This is a genomic window from Streptomyces geranii (assembly GCF_002954775.1).
GTDB classification, from domain to species: domain Bacteria; phylum Actinomycetota; class Actinomycetes; order Streptomycetales; family Streptomycetaceae; genus Streptomyces; species Streptomyces geranii.
Genome location: NZ_PJME01000010.1, coordinates 159962 through 182268 on the forward strand (window position 1 = coordinate 159962; position 22307 = coordinate 182268).

Sequence of the window (22307 nt, forward strand, 5' to 3'; positions counted from 1 at the left end):
TTCTGTGGGGATATCGGCTTCGTTCGATCACTGGAGGGCGCTGTGCGGCCGGAGGGCTACGACTACGACACCCACAGCCGGCTCGCCGGACCGCTCACCGAGGCCCCGGTCAGAGCGCCGTACCGGGTCCGGTACACCTCGCTCCTCTCCCGTGAGCCGCGCCGAATACGCGCCGTCCTGCTGATGACCCTCGCGCCGCTGCTCACCGGCGCGCTGCTCGTCTACCTCGTGTGGCCCAACCACTGGGTCGAACGCGAGGGCGGCGACGCCTGGATGGTCCACCTCGACATCGTGATGCTGATCGCCATCGGGCTGATCGAGCTGTTCATGGTCGTCAACGTGGCGTCGATCGCCCACGCCACCATGGTCGCCCGCGACCCCGTACCCGTCGTGCCCGAGTCCGGCACCCGCGTCGCCTTCCTCACCACGTACGTCCCGGGCAAGGAACCCCTCGCGATGGTCCGGGCCACCCTCGAAGGCGCCGTCCGCGTCCACCACACCGGCCCGCTGGACGTCTGGCTCCTCGACGAGGGCGACGACGAGCGGGCCAGGGCGCTCTGCGCCGAACTGGGCGTACGGCACTTCTCGCGGCACGGCGTCCCCGAGTGGAACCGGACCAAGGGCGTCCACAAGGCCCGTACCAAGCACGGGAACTACAACGCGTGGATCGCCATGCACGGCGACGAGTACGACTTCTACGCCTCCGTCGACACCGATCACGTACCGCTCCCCAACTTCCTGGAGCGGATGATGGGCTTCTTCCGCGACCCGGACGTCGCCTTCGTCGTCGGACCGCAGGTGTACGGGAACTACACCCACCCCGTCACCAAGGCCGCCGAGTCGCAGCAGTTCCTCTTCCACGCGCTCATCCAGCGCGCCGGGAACCGCTACCGCGCCCCCATGTTCGTCGGCACCAACAACGTCGTACGCATCGCGGCCGTCAAGCAGATCGGCGGGCTGTACGACTCCATCACCGAGGACATGGCCACCGGGTTCGAGCTGCACCGCCGCCGCAATCCGCGCACCGGGCGGCACTGGCGGTCCGTCTACACGCCGGACGTGCTCGCCGTCGGCGAGGGGCCCGCCTCCTGGACCGACTTCTTCACCCAGCAGATGCGCTGGTCGCGCGGGACGTACGAGACGCTCTTCAAGCAGTACTGGAAGGCGCCCTTCACGATGCCCCCGGGCCGCCTGTTCTCGTACACCCTCATGCTCGTCTACTACCCGATGACCGCCGTCAACTGGTTCCTCGGCATGGTGAGTTGCTTCCTCTTCCTCTGGTTCGGGGCGTCCGGCACCCAGGTCGCGGCCTCCGTCTGGCTGATGCTCTACAGCGACGCCGCCGCCCTTCAGATCGGGCTGTACCTGTGGAACCGGCGGCACAACGTCTCGCCGCACGAGCCCGAGGGGTCCGGCGGGCTCGCCGGGATGGGGATGTCGGCGCTCTCCGCGCCGATCTACCTCAAGTCGTTCGGGGCGGCGCTGCTCCGCCGCCCGAGCCGGTTCGTCGTCACGCCCAAGGGCGGGGACGCCAGCCCCGACCGGCTGCTCACCTTCCGCGTCCATCTCTTCTGGGCCGTGCTCCTCGCCGTCTCGCTCGTGGCCTCCGTACGCCTCGGCCACACCCATGTGGCCATGCGCACCTGGGCAGTTCTGGCGATGGTGATCTCCCTGGCGCCGGTCGCGGTGTGGCTCGCGACCCGGCGCGGGGAGCGTGCGGAGAGCGAGTCGCCCGGCGAGAACAGGGAGCGCGAGGAACCCGCGCTCGCGACGAGCACCGTCGCACCGGTCTCCAGCACCCCGACAGGAGGCAACTAGGCCATGGCCTTCCAGCCGTCGAAGAAGACCAAGAAGACCGTCCTGGGCATCGGAGGCGTCGCCCTGCTCGCCGGTCTCAACGCGCCCGCCGTGCTCGGTTTCGCCGGTGAGCGGTACCACGAGTACAAGATCGCCCAGCCCGGCTACAAGGCCAAGTACGGCTCCTGGGGCTCGATCGACATCCCGAAGGAGTTCCGCACCAACGCCATCCACGCGGCCCTGCTGCACACCGGCAAGGTGCTGATCGTCGCGGGCTCCGGCAACGAGCAGAAGAAGTTCGACAAGGGTTCCTTCGACACGGTTCTGTGGGATCCGGGCGACAACACCTTCAAGCGGATCGCCACGCCGGACGACTTCTTCTGCGCCGGGCACGCCCAACTCCCCGACGGACGGCTGCTGGTGGCCGGTGGCACCGCCCGCTACGAACTCCTCGACGGCGAGGTCGAGCGGGCGGGCGGCGGGATGCGCGTCAAGAACGAGAACCCCGACAAGGCGGTGCGGCTGAAGGCGGGCACCCGCTTCCGCTCGCCCGCCGGGGTCGAGTACGTCAGCCGGTTCGACGTCACCGTCCCCAAGGCCAAGCGCACGCAGAAGATCACGTACAACGCGGCCGGGGTCATGCAGCCCTGGGTGACGAAGGTCGTCGCGAGCGAGGCGAGGGTCTTCGTCGAGGCGGCCGAGGCGGGGCCGGTGTCGATCACCGCCAAGCAGGCCCAGTACGAGATCGTCGGGCTGAAGGGCAAGGACGCGGACAACGCGTACGGGCTCTCCGAGAAGATCACCATGGACAAGCAGGACTTCCAGGGGATCAGGGCCGCCTACGAGTTCGACCCGAAGGCCGAGAAGTACATCCCGGTCGACCCGATGGACAAGGCACGCTGGTACCCGACGCTCGTCGGGCTCGACGACGGACGGGTGCTGGCGGTCTCCGGTCTCGACGACGTGGGGGCGATCGACCCCGGGGACAACGAGATCTACGACCCGAAGACCAAGAAGTGGACCCCGGGTCCGAAGCGCTACTTCCCCACCTACCCGGCCCTGTTCCTCACCAAGGGCGGCAAGTTGTTCTACCCGGCGTCCAACGCCGGTTACGGACCGGCGACGATGGGCCGGGCGCCGGGCCTGTGGGACCTGAAGACGAACACCTTCGAGAAGGTGCCGGGCCTCACGGACGCGGACGAGACGGAGACCTCCGCCTCCGTCCTGCTGCCGCCCGCGCAGGACCAGAAGGTGATGATCCTGGGCGGCGGAGGCGTCGGCGAGTCCAAGAAGGCCACGCGCCGCACGGCGGTCGTCGACCTGAAGAAGGACAACCCGGTCTTCGAGGCGGGCCCCGACCTCCCCCAGGGCACGCGCTACCTGAACAGTGTCCTGATGCCGGACGACACCGTGTTCACGTCCAACGGCGCCTCCGACTACCGGGGCCGCAGCGCCAGCAACATCCTCAAGGCGCAGTTCTACGACCCCAAGGCGAACGCCTTCCGGACGGCCGCCTCCCCGAAGGTGGGCCGCAACTACCACTCCGAGGCACTGCTGTTGCCCGACGGCCGGGTCGCCACGTTCGGCTCGGACCCGCTCTACGACAACCAACAGAACACCAAGCTGGGCCACTTCGAGCAGCGCATGGAGATCTTCACGCCGCCCGCGCTGCACAAGAACGGCAAGAGCCGTCCCGTACTGGGCGACGGCCCCCAGGAGGTCGACAAGCACGGCCGCGCGACCTTCAAGTCGGCCCACCCCGAACGGGTTTCGAAGGCCCGCCTGATGCGCCCGAGCGCGGTCACGCACACGACGGACGTCGAACAGCGCTCCATCGACCTGCCCCTCAGCAAGGACCGCACGTCGGTGACGGTCGACGTACCGAAGGACCGGACACTCGTCCCGCCCGGCTGGTACATGCTGTTCGTGACGGACGCGAAGGGGACGCCGTCGGAGGCGAAGTGGATCCAGGTGAAGTGAACGGGCGTAATTGACCTACTGGGTACGGGAGTTGCGGGCCAGCCCGAGTGCGTACTCCGGCCACCAGCGGCCGGCCGCCGGGCCGCCCCGGCACTCGCCGTCCGACTCGCCGGGGCGCTTGATCCACAGGTAGGCGTCGAGGGCGGGCTCGCCGGTACGGGTGGTCGGGCGGGTGCCGAGGGCGCGGCCCGGCGGGTTGCACCAGGCGTCGCTGCGCTCACCGCCCAACGGCCCGTTGCCGTTGCGGCTGCTGTCGACGACGAAGTGCTTGCCGTCGAGGGCGCGGGAGAGGCGGACGCCGTACGCCTTGGTGGCGGCGTCCGTCTGGAAGTTGGAGACGTTGAGCGCGAACCCGTCGGCACGGGCGATCCCGGCCCGCCGCAGCGGCTCGACGAGCTTGCGGGGCTCGTCGATCCAGTCGGGGTTGCCGGCGTCCACGTACACCTTCGTGCGGGGCTGCCGCTTGAGCCGGGCGACGGCCTCGGTGAGCAACTGCTCGCGTTCGGCGTGGTGTTCGGCGGGGGTGCAGCCGTCCACGACGTGGGCGACGGCGTCCGGTTCGAGGACGACGAGGGCGGGACTGTCCCCGAGGGCGTCGGCGAACCGTCCGATCCACTTCCGGTAGGCACCGGGGTCACCGGCGCCGCCGGCGGAGTGCTGACCGCAGTCGCGGTGCGGGATGTTGTACGCGACGAAGAGTGTCGTACGCCCGTCCTTTGCGGCTGCCCGCGTGGCGGCCCGGATCACCGGCACCGGATCGTCACCGGCGGGCCAGAGCGCGGCGGGCTGCTCGGCGATACGGCGCAGCAGCCGCGCTTCCGGGCCACGCCCGCGCCGCTGCCAGAGCCGCGCCTGCCGGGCGGCGGGGGAGTCGGGATCGACCCAGAACACCTGGGCGCCGGCACCGGAGGCCTCTTTGGTCACCCCGCTGACTACGGCGGCTTCCCCGACTTCGGGCGCGGACCCGCAGCCCGCGATGAGCCCGAACGCCACGAGAGCGGTGAGGGCCGCGAGGGTACGGATCTGCCGTTGCCGGAACATGCGGCCCCCTTGGGCGGGATGACGGACGGTGGGTGTCGGTGACGTTCGGTGATCAATCGTGGCACAGGTGAACGGACCGTCGCGGACACGACACCGGGGGTGGCCCGAAGGGCGAGACGGGGCTGACCGGGATGTGACTGGCCGGTAAGGTCTGGTGCCGTGCCGAAGCCGCTCAGTCTTCCTTTCGATCCCATCGCCCGCGCCGACGAACTGTGGAAGCGGCGCTGGGGAAACGTCCCGTCGATGGCCGCGATCACCTCGATCATGCGTGCGCAGCAGATCCTGCTCGCGGAGGTCGACGCGGTGGTGAAGCCCTACGGTCTGACGTTCGCGCGGTACGAGGCACTGGTGCTGCTCACCTTCTCCAAGGCCGGGGAACTGCCGATGTCCAAGATCGGCGAACGCCTGATGGTCCACCCGACGTCGGTAACGAACACGGTGGACCGCCTGGTGAAGTCGGGCCTGGTGGCCCGCCGCCCCAACCCGAACGACGGCCGGGGCACCTTGGCGACGATCACGGAAAAGGGCCGCGAGACGGTGAACGCGGCAACCCGCGACCTGATGGCGATGGACTTCGGCCTGGGTGTGTACGACGCGGAGGAATGCGCGGAGATCTTCGCGATGCTGCGGCCGTTGCGGGTGGCGGCGAGCGATTTCGACGAGGAGTGAGGACGGGGGCCTGCTCGGGGGAGCGGGCCGCACTTCCGGGTGCCGCCGACGGTGACACGAAGTAGGTGTCGCGCGGCGGGGCTGTCAGACCGTGGCGGGCTTGGGGGTGGTGTCCTTCTCGATGAGCGGCTCCACCTCCCGGGTCACCTTGCGCTCGACGAAGAACGCGGCGGTCGGGACCGTACCGGCGAGCAGGACCCAGGCGAGGCGGCCCAGCGGCATCTTCGCCTTGGTGCCGAGGTCGAAGGCGAAGACCAGGTACAGCACGTACAGCCAGCCGTGGGCGATGCCGACACCGGTGGTGAACGAGTCGAATCCGTCCAGGTGCAGCAGCCGCTTTCCGATCACGCCGACCGTCAGCAGGATCAGCAGGACGGCGGTGACGTAGGCCATCACGCGGTAGCGGATCAGGACGCTCTTCTTCATGGCTTCGAGGGTAGCCGGTGCCCCGTTTCGGCCCGCAGGGGGACCCCGGCGGGCCGGGGCGCACGGGCGTGTGGGCACAGCCCCCGGACGTCTGTTCTAGTCCCTCGGCGTTCCGATCAGCCACCCGTGTGCGGGCAGCTTCGCTCCCTCTGGCGTGAACTCTCCCTCTCCTGCCGCGACTTGCCAGTTTCTGGTGGGCAGCGGCAGGTGGGTCGGGCGGGCCGTGAGGTTCAGGGCCACCGCCAGGGTTCGGTCGGCGTGGGTGGTTGTGTAGGCGAGGGTTTCGTTCGTCAGGGTTGATGGTGTCGTGTGCGCCGCTGTCAGCCAGGGGTTGCGGCGGCGTACGCCGAGCAGGTGTTGGTGCAGGCGGTGGTGGGGTTCGCCGTACGGGGCCAGTTCGGTGGGGTGGGCCGGGAACGTGGGGCGGATCTCGTCGTCGCCGCCCTCTCGGTCCTCCTTGATTCCCCGGAACGCCTGTTCGTCGCCCGCGTAGATCGACGGGACGCCGCCCGTGGTCAGGAGTACCGCCAGGGCGTGGGGGAGGTGCCTCGTGTCGTTCAGTCTGCTCGCCAGTCTCGTCACGTCGTGGTTGCCCACGAAGGTTTGTGGGGTGAAGGTGTCCAGGAGGGCGTTGTGCCTGGTCAGCGCCCAGGCCAGCTCGTGGAGGTTGTGGTCGTTCAGCGCGCTCCAGATCGCCTTCCACAGTTCGTACTGGGTGACCGAGTCCAGGCCGCCCTCCGTCACGAACCCCGCGTAGTCGCCGTGGATGACCTCACCCGTCAGCCACGCGTCCGGGTGCCGCGCCCGCACCCTCGCCGTCACCGTCCGCCAGAACGCCGGCGGCACCGCGTACGCCGCGTCCAGCCGCCAGCCCGCGATTCCCCGGTCCAGCCAGTGGGTCATGACCTCGGTGACGTAGTCGGCCACCTGTGGCGAGGAATGGTCCAGGGTCACCAGGTGCTGGTGGCCCTCGAAGACCCTCAACGTGCCGTCCGGTTCGTGCGCCGCCAGGTCCTGTAGGGCCGGAAAGCCTCGTCCTACGTGGTTGAAGACGCCGTCCAGGAGAATGCGTACGCCCCTGGCCCGGGCCTCTTCCACCAGGCGGAGCAGGTCCGCCTCCTCGCCCAGGCGGCTGTCGACGCGGAAGTGGTCGACCGTGTCGTAGCCGTGGGTCTCCGACGCGAACACCGGGCCCAGGGCCAGGCCGTTGCAGCCCAGCTCGACCAGGTAGTCCAGCCAGGGGGACAGCCGGGCCAGCCGGGGGATCGGTGGGGCGGCCGGCGGGAGCGCCTCACGTTCCGCGCCCGTGAACGTCAGCGGGTGGAGCTGCCACCAGATGGAGTGTGCCGACCAGTGCATTCCATCTCCCGGAGATTTGGTACGAGATTGCGTATTACCTTGCGGGTGGGCTTCCCTAGTTTCCGTCCGCCATGGCGTCCATCAGGCGTCCCGCCAGCAGTAGTACCTGGCGTTCCGTCTCCGTCAGTTCCGCCATCCTCGTCGCCAGCCACGCGTCCCGTTCCGCCATCTCGGCGCGCAGGGCTTCCCTGCCCGCCGGAGTGAGGGACAGCACCGACTGGCGGCCGTCGCGTCGGTCTCGGGCGCGGGTGACCAGGCCGTCCGCCTCCAGTTCCGCGAACACCCTGGTGAGGGATTGGGGTTGTTGGCGTTCTGTCTCCGCCAACTCGCCGGGGGTGGAAGGGCCGTTGCGGTGCAGGGTGCCCAGTACGCCCAGCTTGTTGTTGCTGAGCGTGCCCGGTGAGCGCACCGCTCGCAGGCGGCGGGCGAGTCGGGTCACGCCCTGGCGGACCTCCGCCGCCGTCGTAGTCTCCATGGCCCAGAGTGTACGCTATCGCTTACTATCCCGGTATCATCCCGGGTATGGCGAAGACCGTACCGAAAGAGCTGTGCGACTCGGTGGTCATCATGGCGGCGGTGCTCGCGAGCTACGGCTGCGCGCTGCTCCTCGAAGACGCCGCCCATCTCCATGTCGACGTCGTCATCCAGGCCGTGGCATTGGGGTGGACCCTGGCATGGACCCAGCGGGACGCCGATCTCGTGGACCGGGGGCTCGGGTTTCTCGTGCTGCCCGCCGTCGCGATGGGTGCCGCCTGGGCGGACCGGCTCATGTCCGACCACACCGTCGCCGGGGACGCCCTCTTCGCTCTCGCCGTCGCCGGTTCCCTCTGGATCCGGCGCTTCGGGCCGCGCGCCACCCGCGCGGGCACCCTCGCCGCCCTCCCCTTCGTCGCGACCCTTGTCGTCCAGGGGCCCATCGGCACGGCCGCCGCCCAGCGCGACGGCCACGTCCTGTGGATGGGGCTCGTCGCGCTCATCGCAGCCTGCTGTGTCCTCGTCGTCCAAGTCGCCGCCGGATACGTCGGGTTGGGCGAGCGGGTGGGGCTCAAGCGGCCGGTCGATCCGGTCGCCGTACCGCCTCCGTCTCTGTCTCCGCGTTCCGGTGGGGGGAAGGGGTGGGGGCGGCTGCGGGTCAGCACGCGGATGGCGCTGCAGATGGGGGCCGCGCTCGGTGCCGCCTTCCTCGTCGGGCATCTCGCCTATCCGGACCACTGGACCTGGGCCGTACTGACCGCGTTCATCGTGTGCAGCGGCGCCCGGGGGCGAGGCGACGTGCTGTACAAGGGGGCCACCCGGACCTTCGGCGCCGCCTTCGGTACCGCCGCCGCGACCGGGATCGTCGGACTGTTCGGGCCGCAGGACCCCTGGGCCGTCGTCCTGCTCTTCGCGGTCCTCGCCCTCGCCACCTGGCTGCGCCCGCTCAACTACGCCTACTGGGCCGCCTGCGTCACCGCCGCCTTCTCCCTCCTCTACGGGTACTTCGGCCAGGCCGATCTCGACATCCTCGGGCAGCGGCTGCAGGCCATCGCGGTCGGTGCCGTCGTCGGTGTCGCCGCGTCCTGGCTCGTCGCGCCCGTACGGACCGTCGACGTCGTACGCCGCCGGGTCGCCGACGCGCTGGCCGCCCTGGCCGACGTACTGCGCACGCAAGCATCACCTGGTGGCTCGGACCCTGAACTCCCGCGCCACCGCGCCCGGTTCGATGTCGCCGTCGGGCTTCTCGACCAGGTCGCCCCGCCGCTGCGTACGCATCGCGCGCTCCTCGGGCGGGTGTGGGCGGGCGAGCCGTCACCGCATCTCGCGGACGCGGTCGACGCCGTACACGCGTGTGTAGAGCCCGTTCGCGCGCTCGCCCGGGTCGGGGCCGCCGACGCCGAGGCCGTGCTCGCCAATGTCGCCCTCGTGCGGCGGGCCATCGGACGGCTGCCAGGACCCGCGTACCAGCCGGCAGCGGTGCAGTTGGGGGCCGTCCGGGAGATCGATGCCGCCCTCGGCCGGATCGCCCAGGTGTTCCCGTCCGCCGCGCACGGCCAGGGCGCCGAGATAGCCGGGCACCGGAGTGAGGGGGAGCAGTGACCAGGGGCCGGGCGGTGCGAAGTCGGCCGGGACCGACAGGCGGCCCTCGCCGCACGCCTTGATCAGGGCCTCTTTCCGGGTCCAGCAGCGGAAGAACGCGTCGCGGTGTTCCTCGGCGGGGCGCTCCAGGAGACGGCGGCGCTCGGCGGGCGAGAAGAAGCAGCGGATCAGCTCGTACATGGTGTCCGGTACGCGGTCCGCGTACTCGACGGCTATTCCGACCGGTGCGTCGGCGATCGCGATCAGCGCCAGGCCGCGTGCGTGGGTGAGGTCGAAGTGCACGCGCGGTGCTTTCGCGAGGCGTGGCTCGCCTTGGACGCCGTACACGAACTCCACGTCCTGCGGCGCGAGTTGGCACGCGCTGCCGAGCAGGGTGCGCAGCGCCCAGCGGCACACGGTGAAGCGGGAGCGGTCCACCGGGAGGCGCAGGCGGTCCGCCCGTTCCCGTTCCCGGGGCGACAGGACGGTGCGGCAGGCGCGTACGCGGTCGGCGGGCACGACGAGTGGTGCCGCCCAGACGCCGATCACTCCGGTCCGCCCCCGCCCGCCACCACGTCGTCGAAGAAGGCCCGCAGATCGGCGGCGGCGCCGCTGAACGGCTCGTGGTTGTTCGGGTAGTCGTAGTACACGTGCCAGGACAGCGGCTGCTCCCACGAGTTGAGCAGATCGCGGACGGACTCGCCGATCGCCAGCGGGACCACCCAGTCGAACCGGCCCTGGCCGATCCACACGGGCAGATCGGAGTTGGCCGGTGACCGGGTCTCGGCGAGTGCCAACTCGCCGGTCAGGAAAGGGTCGTAGAGCATCAGGCCGCCCAGTCGCTCGGGGTGGCGCAGGGCCGTGATCAGGGCCATGGACGCGCCCTGGGAGAAGCCCGCGAGCAGGACACGCTTCGGTCCGGTCAGTGCCGACTCGGTCGACACCAGCCGGTGCAGGGCCTGTTCGGTGGCGAGGAGGGTGGGCAGGTCGGCGTGTTTGAGGGAGAACACGCGCTGGCGGAACCAGGCGCGCGCGGGCACGCCCCCCGCCAGTCCGGGTGACTGGCGAGGGGCGCGCGGGAACACATGGCGTACCCGGGAGCCGGGCCGGGTCAGGCCGGTCCGGTGGGCCACCGGGGCCAGGGTCCCGGAGTCCTGGCCCATGCCGTGCAGCCAGATGACGGTCGCCTCCGGCCTGCCGGGTGGATCGATGACGTCGAATTCGAGTTCCACGTCGAGTTCCACGTCGAGTTCTTCCTCGGGTTCGTCCTCGGGTTCCACGTCAGTGCTCTGCTCCCGAAGTCGCCGGTGCGGGGCGGGGGTTGGGCGGTCGGCGGAAGACCATCGAGGCGTACTGGCCGCCGAAACCGAAGGAGTTCTTCAGTACGGTGTCCACCGGCCGCTCGACCGGGGTGAGCGAGGTCCGCACATCGCACTTCGGGTCCGGTTCCGTGCAGGTGACCACCGGCGGGACCACGCCCCGGCACAGGGTGAGTGCCGCGACCGTCGACTCCACCACTCCGGAGGCCGCGGAACCGTGCCCCGTAAGGGACTTGACCGCGCAGACGTCGATCTCCCGCATCCGCCTCCCGAAGACCCGGTGCAGCGCGCGGGCCTCCGTGATGTCGTTCAGACGGGTCGACGTACCGTGCGCGTTGACGGTGTCGATGTCGTCCGGCGCGACACCCGCGTGCGCGAGCGCGCCCCGGACCACCCGCTCGACGGTGTCGATGCGCGGCGCGGTCACATGGCTGATGTCCACCGCGAGGCCCCAGCCGTCGATGACGGCGTGCACCGTGTCCACCCCGCGCCGCCGCGCGTGCTCCGCCGTCTCCAGGACGAGCGCCGCAGACGACTCGTTGATCACCATCCCGGAACGCCGGCTGTCGAACGGCATCGAGGCCTGCTCCGCCGCGCCCTTCCAGCGCGACAGCGCCATCAACTGCCCGTACTGGGACAGGACATAGTGCGTGTTGCGGGACACGCTCGCCGCGACCACCGCCAGCCCGATCCGGCCGGTACGCAGCAGCCGGGCCGCCTCCGCGATCGCGCGCAGCCCGCCCGCGCAGGTCGCCTCCAGGCCCATGGTGACCAGCGGGGTGCCGAGGCGCCGTGCGACGGCGTTCGGGAACGTCGTCGCCTCGGCGGCGTCGGCGGAAGACGCGGAGTCCGAGGCGGATCGTCCTGTGCGTGCCGCCTGTTCGACCCGCTCGGCCCGTTCGGCGCGCAGGCGTCGCAGGGTGGCCGCGCGGTCGTCGCCCAGTTCCTTGTAGCGGGCCGCGACCGTCTCCATGTACGCGACGTACTCCTCGGGAAAGGTGCCGCTCGGCCCCGGCGACACCCGGGACCACAGCAGACCGGCCGGGCGGTCCAGCGGACCCTCGACCCGGGCGTCGCGCAGCGCCTCGTCGACGGTCGCGTGCAGCAGCATGTCCGTCCAGGAACGGCCGGGTGCGCCCGCCCGGTCCTCGACCGACTTCTTGATGTCATCGGGGATGATCCCGGCGACCCAGCCGCACGGCAGCTGCGACAGATCCATCCGCCGCTCGTACGACAGCCCGGACCGCCCGGTCAGATTGGCCTCCCAGAAGGACTCCACCGAGCCCGCGTTGGGGGTCACGACCCCCATCCCCGTGATCACCACATCGGCGCCGTGCCCGTGCTTCTCGTTCGTCACTGGCTCCCCCTGGTGAGCATCGCCGCTCCCCCCGTCGTCGAGCGGGGGGTCGGGCCGAACGTGGTCACGAGCGCGCTGCCGGTCCTGGCGACGGGGCGTGCCGCGCCGTGGACGAAGTCCAGCTCGCCGAGCGCGGGGTCGGGCTTGCGCAACAGGCCCACGGGCGGGACGAGTTCGCGGTCCAGGGCCTCGATCGCCAGCACGACGTCGATCAGACCGGCGCACTCGAAGGTGTTGCCGATGGTCCCCTTGCTCGACGTGACGGGCACGCCCGCCGCGAACCGGCCGACCGTACGGCACTCGTCCAGGTCCGACGCCACCGAACCCGAGCCGTGCGCCCACCACAGGTCCGGCCGCCGCCCGGCCTCCTCCAGTACGGCGGAGACCGCCCCGTCGAGCGCGCTCGTACGGTCGGCCGCGCACAGGGTCTCGCAGGCCGCCACCTCCGCGACGACCCGCGCGCCCCGCGCCCGCGCGACCTCTGCGCGCTCCACCATCAGGGCCGCCGCGCCCTCGCCGAGCAGGATGCCGGCCCGGTCGAGGTCGAAGGGTCCGGCGCCGGAGCCCGCGTTCGTGCCGATGGCCTCCTCGCTGTCCAGGGCCGCCAACACGATGGCGGAGAGCGGCGGTTGGACCCCGACGACCAGGACCCGGTCCAGCTCGCCGGCCCGCAGCAGTCGCATCGCCGCCGCCAGCGTGCCGAGGCCGCTCGCGCCCGACTCCCCGTACATCGCGAGGTTGGAGCCCAGGAAGCCCGCCGCCATGCAGACGAACTGGCCTATCTGGGAAGGGATTCCGCGCAGATAGGTGTAGTCGGGCACCTCGTCGTACAGCAGCTTCGCCAGTGGCCTCGGGTCGGTCTCGGCCTTGACCGCCAACTTGGGGATGACCTCGGTGAGTTCGTCGCCGCCGCCCATGCCCGTCGCGACGACTGTGCCGCAGCGGATCGCCTCCTCGTGGTTCTCCGCCCCGCCCGCCTCCGCGAGCGCGAGCCGGGCGGCGGCCACCGCGGCGTGGGCGGTGGCACTGGCGTACTTCTGGTTGTTGGCCCAGGTGTCGCCCTCGGGCCAGGGGATACCGGGCAGGCCCATGTCGGCCAGTGGCCAGGGCAGCCAGGCGTGCTCGGGCCGGTCGGCGAACAGGGTGGTGCCGGACAGCATGGCGTCGAGGACGGGACCGGGGCCTGTACCGGCGGCGGTGATCACTCCCGTGCCGGTGATGACGATGCCGCTCGTGTCCTTCGTGCGCGTCGCGCCCTTGGTGCCGCTCATGAGGGCACCGGGCCGGGCTGTTGCTCCTGCTGTCCTTGCTGCCCTTGCTGTTGCTGTCCCGCCCGGGGGTCGCGGCGGGCGCCGAGGTTGCCCCACAGCTGGTAGCCGCCGTCCACGGTGATCGTCTGGCCGGCAATCCAGCTGGCCTCGTCGAGGCAGAGCATGGCGACCACGTCGGCACTGTTCTCCGGGGTGGTCATCAGCCCGTCCCGCCAGGGCGTGACGGCCATCTCGTGCAGGACACCGCCCGCGAAGTCGGGCCGTACGTTGAACACGTCGGTCTGCACGAGGCCGGGGCGTACGCAGTTGGCGACGATGCCGTACGGGGCCAGCTCGTACGAGAGGTAGTTGGTGAGGTTCTCCAGGGCGGCCTTGGCGGCGCCGAAGAGGCCGGCGCGCGGCACGATCCGCTGGGTCGTGGAGTTGGTGATGGTGATGAAACGGGCGCCAGGGCGGTCCCGCATCAGGGGGATCGCGTGCTTGGCCAGCAGCCAGGTGGCGCGGGCGTTGGTGTCCTGGACGAACTGCCACTGCTCCGGGGTCGCGTCCTCCAGGGCGATGAACTTCGTGGCCGCCGCGTTCTGCACGAGGATGTTGAGGTCGCCGTGGACCGACCCGACCTCCTCCAGGAGCCGGGCCACGGCGGCCGTTTCGCCGAGGTCCGCCTGGTGCAGGGTGACCTTCGTGCCCAGTTCCTCCAGCTCGGCCGCGAGCCTGCGCGCCGGGCCGGCCCGGTCGACGTAGTTGACGGCCAGCGTGCAGCCCCAGGCGGCCAGTTTGCGGCTGATACCCGCGCCGATGCCCCGGGAGCCGCCGGTGACCAGCGCCACCCGGCCCTTCAGCGGACGGCATTCCTCGAAACTCACGAAGAGACCCCCTTCTGACGCTGCCCGGCCTTCGCCCTGGTGCGTTCCTCGACTCGTGTGTCACGCCACGAACGCCGCATGAACACGACGCTCAGCCGTCCTATCGCGTACACCCGGTCATCTTCCGTATGCACGCGACGCACCGTTCTCACGAGACCGCACCGGTCGTCGATCAATTCGCTGTGCTCGGTCTCGGTGGTGAACCAGAACGGTGTGTCCGGATACAGCGGCCGTACGTAGTCCCAATTCATGGAGCGCAGACCGAGGACCGCGCCCGCGCTGCCGTGCCGCACGACCCAGCCCGAGGTGATTGCGTGGATGAATCCGCCGGGAATGATGCGCTGGCGCCGGTCGACCGACTCGGCGAAGGCGCCACTGTCGTGGATCGGGTGCTTTTCGCCGAGCAGGTTCAGCAATTGGTCGAGCAGTTCGCTGCTGAAGACGACCGGGCCGTAGCTGCGTGCGGAGGCCTCTTTCAGGTCCTCCCAGTACAGGAGACGCCGAGTGGCGGGCGGTGCGTTGCCGGCGGCCTCGGATGCTGTTTCCGTCATTTCTCCCCGCTTCCTCATGCGCCGCTCTTCGAGCCGCGCGGACGCATGGCCTGCCGGCCGCCGTCGACCGTGAAGGTCTGTCCCTGGATGTAGTCGGCCTCGTCGCCCGCCAGAAAAGCGACGAGACCCGCGATGTCCTCAGGCACACCCCAGCCCGCCCCTTCGGGACCGACTCCCAGCCGGCCGGCCAGGGCCGCCGTCATATCGGTGCGGATTGCACCGGGGGCCACGGTGTTGACGCGGATCCCCTTGTGGCCCACTTCCGCGGCGAGACCGCGGGTCAGTGCCTCCAGGCCGCCTTTCGACGCGGCGTAGGAGGTCTGGCCGGGGCCGGGCTGGCGTACCGAATTGGACGAGATGTTGACGATCCGGCCCCAGGAGCGTTCGAGCATGAGGGGGACGACGGCGCGGCACATCAGGAAGGGGCCGCCGAGGTTGACCCGGATCACGTGCTCCCACTGGGCCGTCCTGGTCAGTGCGAGCAGCCGGTCGTCGATGACGCCCGCGTTGTTGACCAGGACGTCCACGCGGTCCTCCCGCTCGACGACGGCGTCGACGAGCGCGCGTACCTGCGCCTCGTCGGACACGTCGGCGCGGTGGGCGACGGCGCGGCGGCCGGTGGCGGTGATCTCCTTGACGACGCGTTCCGCCGCGTCCTCGGCGTCGCGGTAGACGAGGTGGACGGTGTGTCCGTCGCCCGCGAGCCGCCGGCAGACGGCGGCGCCGATGCCCCGGGAGCCGCCGGTGACGAGGGCGACGCGACGGTGTTCGCTCGGCGACCCCGGGTCTGCGCCCGTGCTCGTTTCCGTGCCCGTGTCCGCGCTCATACGGTCGCCGGGTCTATGTGCCGGAGAATCGAGCCGACCGACCTGTGGTGGGTGTCCGAGTCGCTTTCCCACTCCTCCAGGTCGAAGGTGCCGCCGAAGTCGCGGTTCACCTTCCGGGAAAGCTGCAATATGTCGAGGGAGTCGAGTCCGAGATCCTCGACGACGGAATGCTCCGGGGTGATCTGCGTGTTGTTCAGACTCGGCTTCACATCCCGAATCAGCGCGACCAGGGCATCGAATTTCTCGGCAGCGGAATCTGACATTCTGGGCCTCCGGTTGTGGTCAGCGGCATGTGCGAATCCGTGCGGTCCTGGGACATGCCAGCAGACCGGGCGAGATCGCCGCAAGGGCTAACCTGTGCCGTGGTGCCGGACAGAATGTTCTCCAGAATTTACGGTCCGGCCCCGAGAAGCCCCGCAAGCTGTGCGTACCCGCGCTTGTGATGCCGTGAGCCGATTCCTGCGGCCGGATTGTTTCCTCTGGTTTCCGGACAAGGTTGAATCAACCATCACGAGTTCTGGACCAATGGCTTCCCAACCCGCCATCCTGCCGTTTGGTGTCCGGAGGAGCGGCTCGGTCCGATTGAATCCCGGCCCATTGAATTTCGATCATCCACGGAAGAAAACGGGAGACAGGCGAAGACCGAACCGGCGGGCGTCGAGGAGGGGAATGTGATGGGACGTCGAAAAGCGGATCTTACGGAGTCGGCCCCGTACTTCGAGTTGGCGCGATGGCTGCGGTCGCTGCGGGAGCGTGCCGGGCTCACCTATCGCGAGATGGCCGACCGCGCGGGGCGGCCGGGCTGCTCGGCGGTGACCCTTTCGCGGGCCGACAGCGGGAGCGTGCTGCCCAAGTGCGCGGTGGTGGAGGTGTACGCGGTGGTGTGCGGGGCGGCGGAGCACGAGGCGCGGAGCAGGTGGGAGAAGACGGCGACGTCGGCGGGCCCGAGGGACCGCGGCGAGGCCTCCGTCCTGTCGGTGCCGCGCCGGGGCCGGGGCCGACGCCTCGAACTGGTCTACGAGCCCGCGCACTTACTGGAGGCGATGCACCGCCTGCGCCACGACGCCGGCCACCCGTCCCTGCGCGAACTCCAGGACCGGGCCACCGACTCCGGCTTCGGCCCCCTCCCCCGCAGCACCCTGGCAGACGTCCTGTCAGGCCTGCGCCTCCCGTCGGAGGCCCTACTGATCTCCTACGCCCTGGCCTGCGGCCAGCCCGGCCACCGCATACACGCCTGGCGGGCGGCTTGGGGGAGGGTGCGGAGGGGGGATGGGGGGTTGCGGGGGGTGGGGGTGCAGGGGGTGGTGGATCGGTTGGCGGGGTGACCGGCAGCGCTGGTCAGGGGCTGGGGCCCCGGGCTCGGCGGGCGCCAAGGGGCTTGCGTGGCCTGAGGGTTGGCGGGGCTCGGTCGGCGTCAAGCCCCCTGCGCGCAGCCCCCGTCAACCCTCCCCTCCCAGCCCCCGTCAAGCCACCGACGTCGTCGTCCCCGGTGCCGTCGGGTCGGTCGGTCGGGCCGTCGCGTTCAGGCCGCCCAGTAGCAGGGCCGTGAAGCGCTGGGCCCAAGAGGTGTCCACCTGTTCCGCGCTGATCAGGGTGCGGTGTACCACCGAGCCCGCCACCACGTCGAAGATCAGGTCCGCGTTCTTGGACGCCGTCTCCTGGTCCGGCTCCGGGGGGAGTTCGCCGCGGGCCTGGGCGCGGGAGCGGCCCTCCAGGACCAGGCGCTTCTGGCGGTCGACGATCGAGTCGCGGATGCGTTCGCGCAGGGCGTCGTCGACCGTCGACTCGGCCAGTACGGCCATCAGTCCGCTCTTGGCCTCCGGGCGGGCCAGGATCGTCGCGAACTGGAGGACGACGCCCTCGATGTCGGCGGCGAGGCTGCCGCGGTCGGGCAGCTCCAGCTCGTCGAACAACTCCGCCACCGCGTCGACCACCAGCTCGTTCTTGCCGGGCCAGCGGCGGTAGAGGGTCGTCTTCGCCACCCCCGCGCGGGTCGCCACGTCCCCCAACGTCAGCTTGGACCAGCCGAGTTCCACCAGCGCGGCCCGGGTCGCCGCCAGGATCGCGGTGTCCGCGGCGACGCTACGGGGACGCCCCGTACGACCTGCGGGGGTGCGGCTCTGCATGGCATGACCATAACCGGCCGTTTCCGATCCGCTCCTTCCCGAGCGGTGGTGAGGCAGATCACTGGGTATTGCTTCACAGGGGGCCACCGCTGCCGTTACGCTACGACCCGTAGCGAAAGCCGTGTCCACCGACCGGGACAGCTTTTCACTACGCCTTTCACATGTGCGCGCGGGACGGGGGAGGATAGACGCATGCAGCCACGGAACATGTCCATGAGCGGAGTCGTCGACCTCGCCGCGGTGAAGGCGGCCCAGGAGGCCAAGTCGAAGGCGGAGCAGGCTCGTGCCGAAGCCGCCCGGCAGGGTGGCGGAGGTGCCGTCTCCCCGGCCGACCTCGTCATCGACGTCGACGAGGCCGGGTTCGAACTCGATGTCCTGCAGCGCTCCACCGAGGTGCCCGTCGTCATCGACTTCTGGGCCGAGTGGTGCGAGCCCTGCAAGCAGCTGAGCCCCGTCCTGGAGCGGCTGGCCGTCGAGTACAACGGCCGCTTCGTCCTCGCCAAGATCGATGTCGACGCCAACCAGATGCTGATGCAGCAGTTCGGCATCCAGGGAATCCCGGCCGTCTTCGCCGTCGTAGCCGGGCAGGCCCTGCCCCTCTTCCAGGGCGCCGCGGGCGAGGCGCAGATCCGGCAGACCCTCGACCAGCTGGTCCAGGTCGCCGAGCAGCGCTTCGGCCTCACCGGCCTGGTCGTCGACGCGGAGGCCGAACCCGGCGACCGGCAGGCCCCCGACCCCCAGACGATCCCGGCCGGCCCGTACGACGCGCTGCTCGAAGCCGCCGTACAGGCCCTGGACGCGGGGGACTTCGGCGGGGCGGTGCAGGCGTACAAGAACGTACTGGGCGACGACCCCGGCAACACGGAGGCCAAACTCGGCCTCGTGCAGGCGGAGTTGCTCCAGCGCGTGCAGGATCTCGACCCGCAGCAGGTGCGCAGGGACGCCGCCGAGAAGCCCAAGGACGCGGCGGCGCAGATCGCCGCGGCCGACCTGGACCTGGTGGGCGGCCATGTCGAGGACGCCTTCGGGCGGCTCACCGAGACGGTCGCGCGTACGGCGGGCGACGACCGGGACGCCGTACGGCTGCGGCTGCTGGAGCTGTTCGAGGTTGTCGGCGCGGACGACCCCCGGGTCCTGGTGGCCCGGCGGGCGCTGGCGCGGGCGTTGTTCTGACCGGTCGGTCGGGCAGCCGGTCGGGCGGCGGCGGAGGTGCCGTCCGATCAGTGGTCTGACCTGTCGCTAAACATCGCGACGGGTGTTGCCCAGGTGAAGAATTTGCCGATCGAGTGCTCATGCGGTCGCGCTTTACCAAATCTTGGTAATCGCGACCGCTGTTACTTGGAGTAAGTCAGAGGCGTCGCACTGTCGGGTTTGGGGCGAGAAGTGGATGGTTTGTCACCCCCTCGAAGGACACCCAGCGTTGTCGAGTGACACCCGCGGGTCGCCGCTCGGTTATCTGCCCGTTACTAGCCAGTAACGAACCCCCTTGTGCGGGCGGCGAGAATGCACCACGATCGGCGACGCTCGGTCCTATCCCGTACCCCGACAGCCAGTCGGCCGGACGGGAGTTGTTGGGTCCCCACCGGGCAGAGTCGGCGGCAGTGGCGCCGGCTCTCGGGCAGGGGGGTCTTCGCCTTCCGGTGGAGCCTGTCCGGCAAGGTTGTGCGTGATGTGTGTCAGGCGCGACCAGTGGTTGTCGCTCGGGGGTGATCGCCGGTGATTCGGGCGCTGTTCGCGCCGTCGAGCGCGGGCGCTCTCCTTACCGAGGACGTAGCACTTCTCCCATCCCTGCCCGGCTGAGCCGCCGTCATGGGGCAGTCAGGGCCAGGAGATGTACGTCCGAGAAGGAGGAAATATGGAGTCCCAAGTGCGTGGCGGGACCAGATGGAAGCGCTTCGCTGTGGTGATGGTGCCCAGCGTCGCCGCTACGGCATGTATAGGTGTCGCCCTCGCGCAGGGTGCTCTCGCCGCTTCGTTCAGTGTGTCCGGCCAGGACTTCAAGGTCACGGCGGATCTGCTCGAAGGCAAGGGGTTCTCACAGTACGGCGCGGTTGACGTCGGTCCCGGCGGGAAGATCAACCCCGTCGCGGTCTCGGCGTTCAACTCCGCCGACATCACCAACATGTGCCAGTCCGTGGTCACGCCGAACATCCCGGTCCTCGGATCGGTCACCCTCCGGCTGGAAGCCGGCGGGGGCGCGACCCCGGTCAAGGCCGAGAACCTGTACATCGACGTCTCGGACCTCGAGGCCGATGCGGTGTTCAGCAACATCGACATCGGTGTGGCCGCCGGTTCCATCACCAAGGGACCGAAGGTCAAGACGGAGGAGCTGGAGTCCGGTCGGGCCAGCAAGGCCGGGTTCGCCCAGCAGGCCGACTCCGCGACGCTCACCGGCGTGAAGCAGACGGCGTGGGCCACCACCGCCGGAACCTTCAAGCTCAGTGGTCTCTCGATGAAGCTGTCGAAGGGCACCGACGCCGAGTGCTACTAGGCACTCAGTGAAGGGCGGGGCCCGATGGTGCCCCGCCCGTTCGCTCTCCCAAACACGCAACAACACTCATCACGGCAACACCGCTCCAGGGAGCTGTTTTCCATGAACGCCGAGTCGCCCGCGCAGGACGAGCACTATCTTCGCGTCTTCAAGCGGAAGTTCCGCGACTGGCGGGGCGCCCGTCCGTTCTGGGCAGGGCTGCTGGTCCTCCTCGGTGGCTTCCCGATCATGTACTTCCCGTACTTCGACCTCAAAATCGGCAGTCTGACGATGGCGATGTCGACGACGGCCGGCGCCGGGTCACTGATCATCGGCGTGCTGCTCGTCGTACTCGGAATCAGCCTCTGGTTCCAGAAGCACGTACGGACCTTCGCCGGGACCGCCGCGATCCTGCTGGCCCTGGTGTCCCTTCCGGTCTCCAACTTCGGCGGGTTCCTCATGGGCTTCCTGCTGTCGATGATCGGCGGAGCGCTGGCCATCGCCTGGGCGCCGGGCGAGCCGGAGTCGAAGTACGGAGAGCCCGCGAAGCCGGCGGGCCAGAGCACGGACGCCGACCCCACCGTTGCGGCCCCTGTGGCCCCCGAGACCCCTGTGGCGGCCGAGGCCGCCGGCGGAGCGGACTCGGACCCGGTGGCGGAGTCGGGCGCACTGAACATGAGCAAGTCGGACGAGCCGAACGATCTGTCAGGAACGAGCCCGGTGAACGGGGCGAACGGGAGGCACAGTGCCGGCTGACGAGGTGACCCACGGGACCGATGTGGACGGGTCCCGAGGGAGAACCGGGCCGCGGCACGCGGCCCCGAGGAAGCCGCTGTTCACCAGGTTCCACATGCCGGCCGGAAAGGCGATAGCCCTGGCGGCGATGCCTACCGCGGTGCTGATGGGCATGGGGTTCACGCCGACCCTCGCCAACGCCGACGACCAGCCGACGACGAACAGTCAGAAGGCCGAGGAGTACAAGGACTGCGTCGCGGCGATGGCGGAGGACGCCTCGGCGTCGGCCGACCCGTCGGAGACCGCCACCGAGAGCTCCTCCGGCGAGGACGAGGCGACGGCGACCCCGTCGGCCTCCGCCACGGACTCCGGCTCGACGCCGAGCGACTCCTCCTCGTCGGATTCAGGTTCCGACGACGGGGCGACGCCGACCCCGACGCCCTCCGCGAGCAAGACGACGTCCAGCGGTGACACCGGCGGCGACAGCGACACGGCCACGCCCACCCCCTCGGCGAGCGCGAGCGCCACCGAGGAGAGCGGCAACCTGCTGGAGACCATCGGCGACGCGATCGTGGACATCTTCACGGGCGGCGACGAATCGTCGAGCGACTCGACGTCCACGACGACCACCTCCACGGAGTCGACGGAGACCAGCGAGCCGACCGCCACCCCGACGCCGACCGCGTCGGCGGCGCCGGCCGCGGAGACGCCCGAGAAGGACACGACCGACACCACCACGGTGAAGGACACGACGCCGAAGGTCACCGAGGTCCTCAAGGACACCACCGACACGGCGGCCAAGGCGACGGAGACGACCACGGAGGCCGCCGAGGCGGCGGCCGACGAGGCCACCGCCTCCCCGACCCCCTCGGCGAGTTCGACGACCGACGTGGACGACTGCCCGGTCGCCACGGAGGACCTCGGCGGCGTCGACAACACCATCCGGCTGCCCGACAAGCCGTGGACCCTCCAGGCCAGCTCGCTGCTGCTCAAGGGCGCGGACTACCAGGGCATCGTGAAGGTGCGCACCGCCGACGGCACGGTCAAGGACGTCCTGAAGTACGTGATCTCCGACGGCACGGACATCGGCGACCTGCACCAGCTGGTCACCGACGACACCTCGGGCAAGACCTACCACGTGCAGGCGGCCAAGGGCTCGACGTCCACGATCACCAACGGCAAGACGGTCATGTACACGGAGAGCATCTCGGGCAATCTGTTCGGCCTGATACCGGTGACGTTCAGCCCGAAGAGCCCGCCGCCCCTGAACATCCCGCTGATCTACTTCACGAACGTGAAGGTCACGCAGGCGGGCCAGTTCGGCGGCACGCTGAAGGTTCCCGGCCTGCACCAGTTCACGACCTGACCCCTCGGAAGTCCCGTTCGGGAGCCGCACCGAGGCCTGTGGCCCGGCCCGCCGCCGTTTGGCGGGGCCGGGCCACAGGGCTGTGCGGGAGG

At 70.2% G+C, this 22307-nt stretch carries 21 protein-coding genes and 1 pseudogene; 9 read left to right on the plus strand and 13 right to left on the minus strand.

Features of this window, described 5'->3' with window-relative positions; translation table 11 throughout:
* Window positions 1-42 precede the first annotated feature (42 nt).
* Together CW359_RS16910 and glxA are read left to right on the plus strand one after the other, a co-directional pair.
* A complete protein-coding gene (locus CW359_RS16910; RefSeq protein WP_105970768.1) occupies window positions 43-1818 on the plus strand; it encodes a glycosyltransferase family 2 protein in 1776 nt (591 codons plus the stop codon).
* A 3-nt stretch (window positions 1819-1821) separates the two neighbouring features.
* Complete coding sequence (glxA, locus tag CW359_RS16915; protein WP_105970769.1) at window positions 1822-3777, plus strand: radical copper oxidase GlxA; 1956 nt, start codon at window positions 1822-1824, stop codon at window positions 3775-3777.
* A 15-nt stretch (window positions 3778-3792) separates the two neighbouring features.
* Here glxA and CW359_RS16920 read toward each other — a convergent pair whose 3' ends face one another.
* Window positions 3793-4818: a glycoside hydrolase family 6 protein gene (locus CW359_RS16920; protein WP_105970770.1), complete on the minus strand. Its 1026-nt coding sequence runs from the start codon at window positions 4816-4818 to the stop codon at window positions 3793-3795.
* Window positions 4819-4977: 159 nt separating this feature from the next.
* Here CW359_RS16920 and CW359_RS16925 point away from each other — a divergent pair, with 159 nt between their 5' ends.
* Window positions 4978-5487: a MarR family winged helix-turn-helix transcriptional regulator gene (locus tag CW359_RS16925; RefSeq protein ID WP_105970771.1), complete on the plus strand. Its 510-nt coding sequence runs from the start codon at window positions 4978-4980 to the stop codon at window positions 5485-5487.
* 84 nt (window positions 5488-5571) lie between these two features.
* On the opposite strand, the gene CW359_RS16930 is transcribed toward CW359_RS16925, so the two are convergent.
* From CW359_RS16930 to CW359_RS16940, 3 genes are all read right to left on the minus strand, one after another.
* Window positions 5572-5913, minus strand: a complete 342-nt coding sequence (locus CW359_RS16930; RefSeq protein ID WP_105970772.1) for a DUF3817 domain-containing protein — start codon at window positions 5911-5913, stop codon at window positions 5572-5574.
* A 96-nt stretch (window positions 5914-6009) separates the two neighbouring features.
* Window positions 6010-7272, minus strand: a complete 1263-nt coding sequence (locus tag CW359_RS16935; RefSeq protein ID WP_105970773.1) for an alpha-amylase family glycosyl hydrolase — start codon at window positions 7270-7272, stop codon at window positions 6010-6012.
* 55 nt (window positions 7273-7327) lie between these two features.
* Window positions 7328-7747: a MarR family winged helix-turn-helix transcriptional regulator gene (locus CW359_RS16940; protein ID WP_105970774.1), complete on the minus strand. Its 420-nt coding sequence runs from the start codon at window positions 7745-7747 to the stop codon at window positions 7328-7330.
* Window positions 7748-7794: 47 nt separating this feature from the next.
* Here CW359_RS16940 and CW359_RS16945 point away from each other — a divergent pair, with 47 nt between their 5' ends.
* Window positions 7795-9348: an FUSC family protein gene (locus CW359_RS16945; protein ID WP_105970775.1), complete on the plus strand. Its 1554-nt coding sequence runs from the start codon at window positions 7795-7797 to the stop codon at window positions 9346-9348.
* Between the two features lie 51 nt (window positions 9349-9399).
* On the opposite strand, the pseudogene CW359_RS47335 reads toward CW359_RS16945, so the two are convergent.
* The 8 genes and pseudogenes from CW359_RS47335 to CW359_RS16985 all read right to left on the minus strand — a co-directional run.
* Window positions 9400-9876: pseudogene (locus CW359_RS47335) on the minus strand (4'-phosphopantetheinyl transferase family protein); the annotation flags it as partial.
* Window positions 9873-10607, minus strand: a complete 735-nt coding sequence (locus CW359_RS16955) for an alpha/beta hydrolase (RefSeq protein ID WP_105970777.1) — start codon at window positions 10605-10607, stop codon at window positions 9873-9875. The gene CW359_RS16955 and the pseudogene CW359_RS47335, both read right to left, overlap by 4 nt.
* Before the next feature lies 1 nt (window position 10608).
* Window positions 10609-12003, minus strand: a complete 1395-nt coding sequence (locus tag CW359_RS16960) for a beta-ketoacyl-[acyl-carrier-protein] synthase family protein (RefSeq protein WP_105970778.1) — start codon at window positions 12001-12003, stop codon at window positions 10609-10611.
* Window positions 12000-13274, minus strand: coding sequence for a beta-ketoacyl synthase N-terminal-like domain-containing protein (locus CW359_RS16965; protein WP_105970779.1), 1275 nt, complete (start codon window positions 13272-13274; stop codon window positions 12000-12002). Before CW359_RS16965 ends, CW359_RS16960 begins: the two co-directional genes overlap by 4 nt.
* Window positions 13271-14140: an SDR family NAD(P)-dependent oxidoreductase gene (locus CW359_RS16970; protein ID WP_105970780.1), complete on the minus strand. Its 870-nt coding sequence runs from the start codon at window positions 14138-14140 to the stop codon at window positions 13271-13273. The genes CW359_RS16965 and CW359_RS16970 overlap by 4 nt, the downstream gene beginning before the upstream one ends.
* Entirely contained in the window at window positions 14137-14691 is a 555-nt protein-coding gene (locus tag CW359_RS16975) for a MaoC family dehydratase (RefSeq protein ID WP_105970781.1), read from the minus strand. Before CW359_RS16975 ends, CW359_RS16970 begins: the two co-directional genes overlap by 4 nt.
* A gap of 14 nt (window positions 14692-14705) precedes the next feature.
* Window positions 14706-15518: an SDR family NAD(P)-dependent oxidoreductase gene (locus tag CW359_RS16980; protein ID WP_105970782.1), complete on the minus strand. Its 813-nt coding sequence runs from the start codon at window positions 15516-15518 to the stop codon at window positions 14706-14708.
* Window positions 15515-15781 carry an acyl carrier protein gene (locus CW359_RS16985; RefSeq protein WP_105970783.1) on the minus strand — a complete coding sequence of 89 codons (267 nt, stop codon included), beginning with the start codon at window positions 15779-15781 and terminating at the stop codon, window positions 15515-15517. Before CW359_RS16985 ends, CW359_RS16980 begins: the two co-directional genes overlap by 4 nt.
* A 411-nt stretch (window positions 15782-16192) precedes the next feature.
* On the opposite strand from CW359_RS16985, the gene CW359_RS16990 reads away from it, so the two are divergent.
* On the plus strand, window positions 16193-16843 hold the full coding sequence (locus CW359_RS16990) for a helix-turn-helix domain-containing protein (protein WP_105970784.1): 651 nt from the start codon (window positions 16193-16195) through the stop codon (window positions 16841-16843).
* 138 nt (window positions 16844-16981) lie between these two features.
* On the opposite strand, the gene CW359_RS16995 is transcribed toward CW359_RS16990, so the two are convergent.
* Window positions 16982-17644 carry a TetR/AcrR family transcriptional regulator gene (locus CW359_RS16995; RefSeq protein ID WP_105970785.1) on the minus strand — a complete coding sequence of 221 codons (663 nt, stop codon included), beginning with the start codon at window positions 17642-17644 and terminating at the stop codon, window positions 16982-16984.
* 192 nt (window positions 17645-17836) lie between these two features.
* Between CW359_RS16995 and CW359_RS17000 the strand changes: the two genes are divergently transcribed.
* The 4 genes from CW359_RS17000 to CW359_RS17020 all read left to right on the plus strand — a co-directional run bounded on the left by CW359_RS17000 (window position 17837) and on the right by CW359_RS17020 (window position 22215).
* Entirely contained in the window at window positions 17837-18817 is a 981-nt protein-coding gene (locus tag CW359_RS17000; protein WP_105970786.1) for a tetratricopeptide repeat protein, read from the plus strand.
* Window positions 18818-19499: 682 nt separating this feature from the next.
* On the plus strand, window positions 19500-20135 hold the full coding sequence (locus CW359_RS17010) for a DUF6230 family protein (RefSeq protein ID WP_105970787.1): 636 nt from the start codon (window positions 19500-19502) through the stop codon (window positions 20133-20135).
* Between the two features lie 102 nt (window positions 20136-20237).
* Entirely contained in the window at window positions 20238-20870 is a 633-nt protein-coding gene (locus CW359_RS17015) for a DUF6114 domain-containing protein (protein WP_105970788.1), read from the plus strand.
* Window positions 20860-22215 (plus strand): hypothetical protein, encoded by a 1356-nt coding sequence (locus tag CW359_RS17020; protein WP_105970789.1) that lies wholly within the window; start codon window positions 20860-20862, stop codon window positions 22213-22215. Before CW359_RS17015 ends, CW359_RS17020 begins: the two co-directional genes overlap by 11 nt.
* Window positions 22216-22307 lie beyond the last annotated feature (92 nt).

Excerpts from the sequence above, each read along its gene's own strand:
- glxA (WP_105970769.1), top strand. The coding sequence starts at position 1,822 with ATGGCCTTCCAGCCGTCGAAGAAGACCAAGAAGACCGTCCTGGGCATC.
- CW359_RS16920 (WP_105970770.1), bottom strand. The coding sequence starts at position 4,818 with ATGTTCCGGCAACGGCAGATCCGTACCCTCGCGGCCCTCACCGCTCTC.
- CW359_RS16930 (WP_105970772.1), bottom strand. The coding sequence starts at position 5,913 with ATGAAGAAGAGCGTCCTGATCCGCTACCGCGTGATGGCCTACGTCACC.
- CW359_RS16935 (WP_105970773.1), bottom strand. The coding sequence starts at position 7,272 with ATGCACTGGTCGGCACACTCCATCTGGTGGCAGCTCCACCCGCTGACG.
- CW359_RS16940 (WP_105970774.1), bottom strand. The coding sequence starts at position 7,747 with ATGGAGACTACGACGGCGGCGGAGGTCCGCCAGGGCGTGACCCGACTC.
- CW359_RS16945 (WP_105970775.1), top strand. The coding sequence starts at position 7,795 with ATGGCGAAGACCGTACCGAAAGAGCTGTGCGACTCGGTGGTCATCATG.
- CW359_RS16965 (WP_105970779.1), bottom strand. The coding sequence starts at position 13,274 with ATGAGCGGCACCAAGGGCGCGACGCGCACGAAGGACACGAGCGGCATC.
- CW359_RS16975 (WP_105970781.1), bottom strand. The coding sequence starts at position 14,691 with ATGACGGAAACAGCATCCGAGGCCGCCGGCAACGCACCGCCCGCCACT.
- CW359_RS16980 (WP_105970782.1), bottom strand. The coding sequence starts at position 15,518 with ATGAGCGCGGACACGGGCACGGAAACGAGCACGGGCGCAGACCCGGGG.
- CW359_RS16985 (WP_105970783.1), bottom strand. The coding sequence starts at position 15,781 with ATGTCAGATTCCGCTGCCGAGAAATTCGATGCCCTGGTCGCGCTGATT.
- CW359_RS16990 (WP_105970784.1), top strand. The coding sequence starts at position 16,193 with ATGGGACGTCGAAAAGCGGATCTTACGGAGTCGGCCCCGTACTTCGAG.
- CW359_RS16995 (WP_105970785.1), bottom strand. The coding sequence starts at position 17,644 with ATGCAGAGCCGCACCCCCGCAGGTCGTACGGGGCGTCCCCGTAGCGTC.
- CW359_RS17000 (WP_105970786.1), top strand. The coding sequence starts at position 17,837 with ATGCAGCCACGGAACATGTCCATGAGCGGAGTCGTCGACCTCGCCGCG.
- CW359_RS17010 (WP_105970787.1), top strand. The coding sequence starts at position 19,500 with ATGGAGTCCCAAGTGCGTGGCGGGACCAGATGGAAGCGCTTCGCTGTG.
- CW359_RS17015 (WP_105970788.1), top strand. The coding sequence starts at position 20,238 with ATGAACGCCGAGTCGCCCGCGCAGGACGAGCACTATCTTCGCGTCTTC.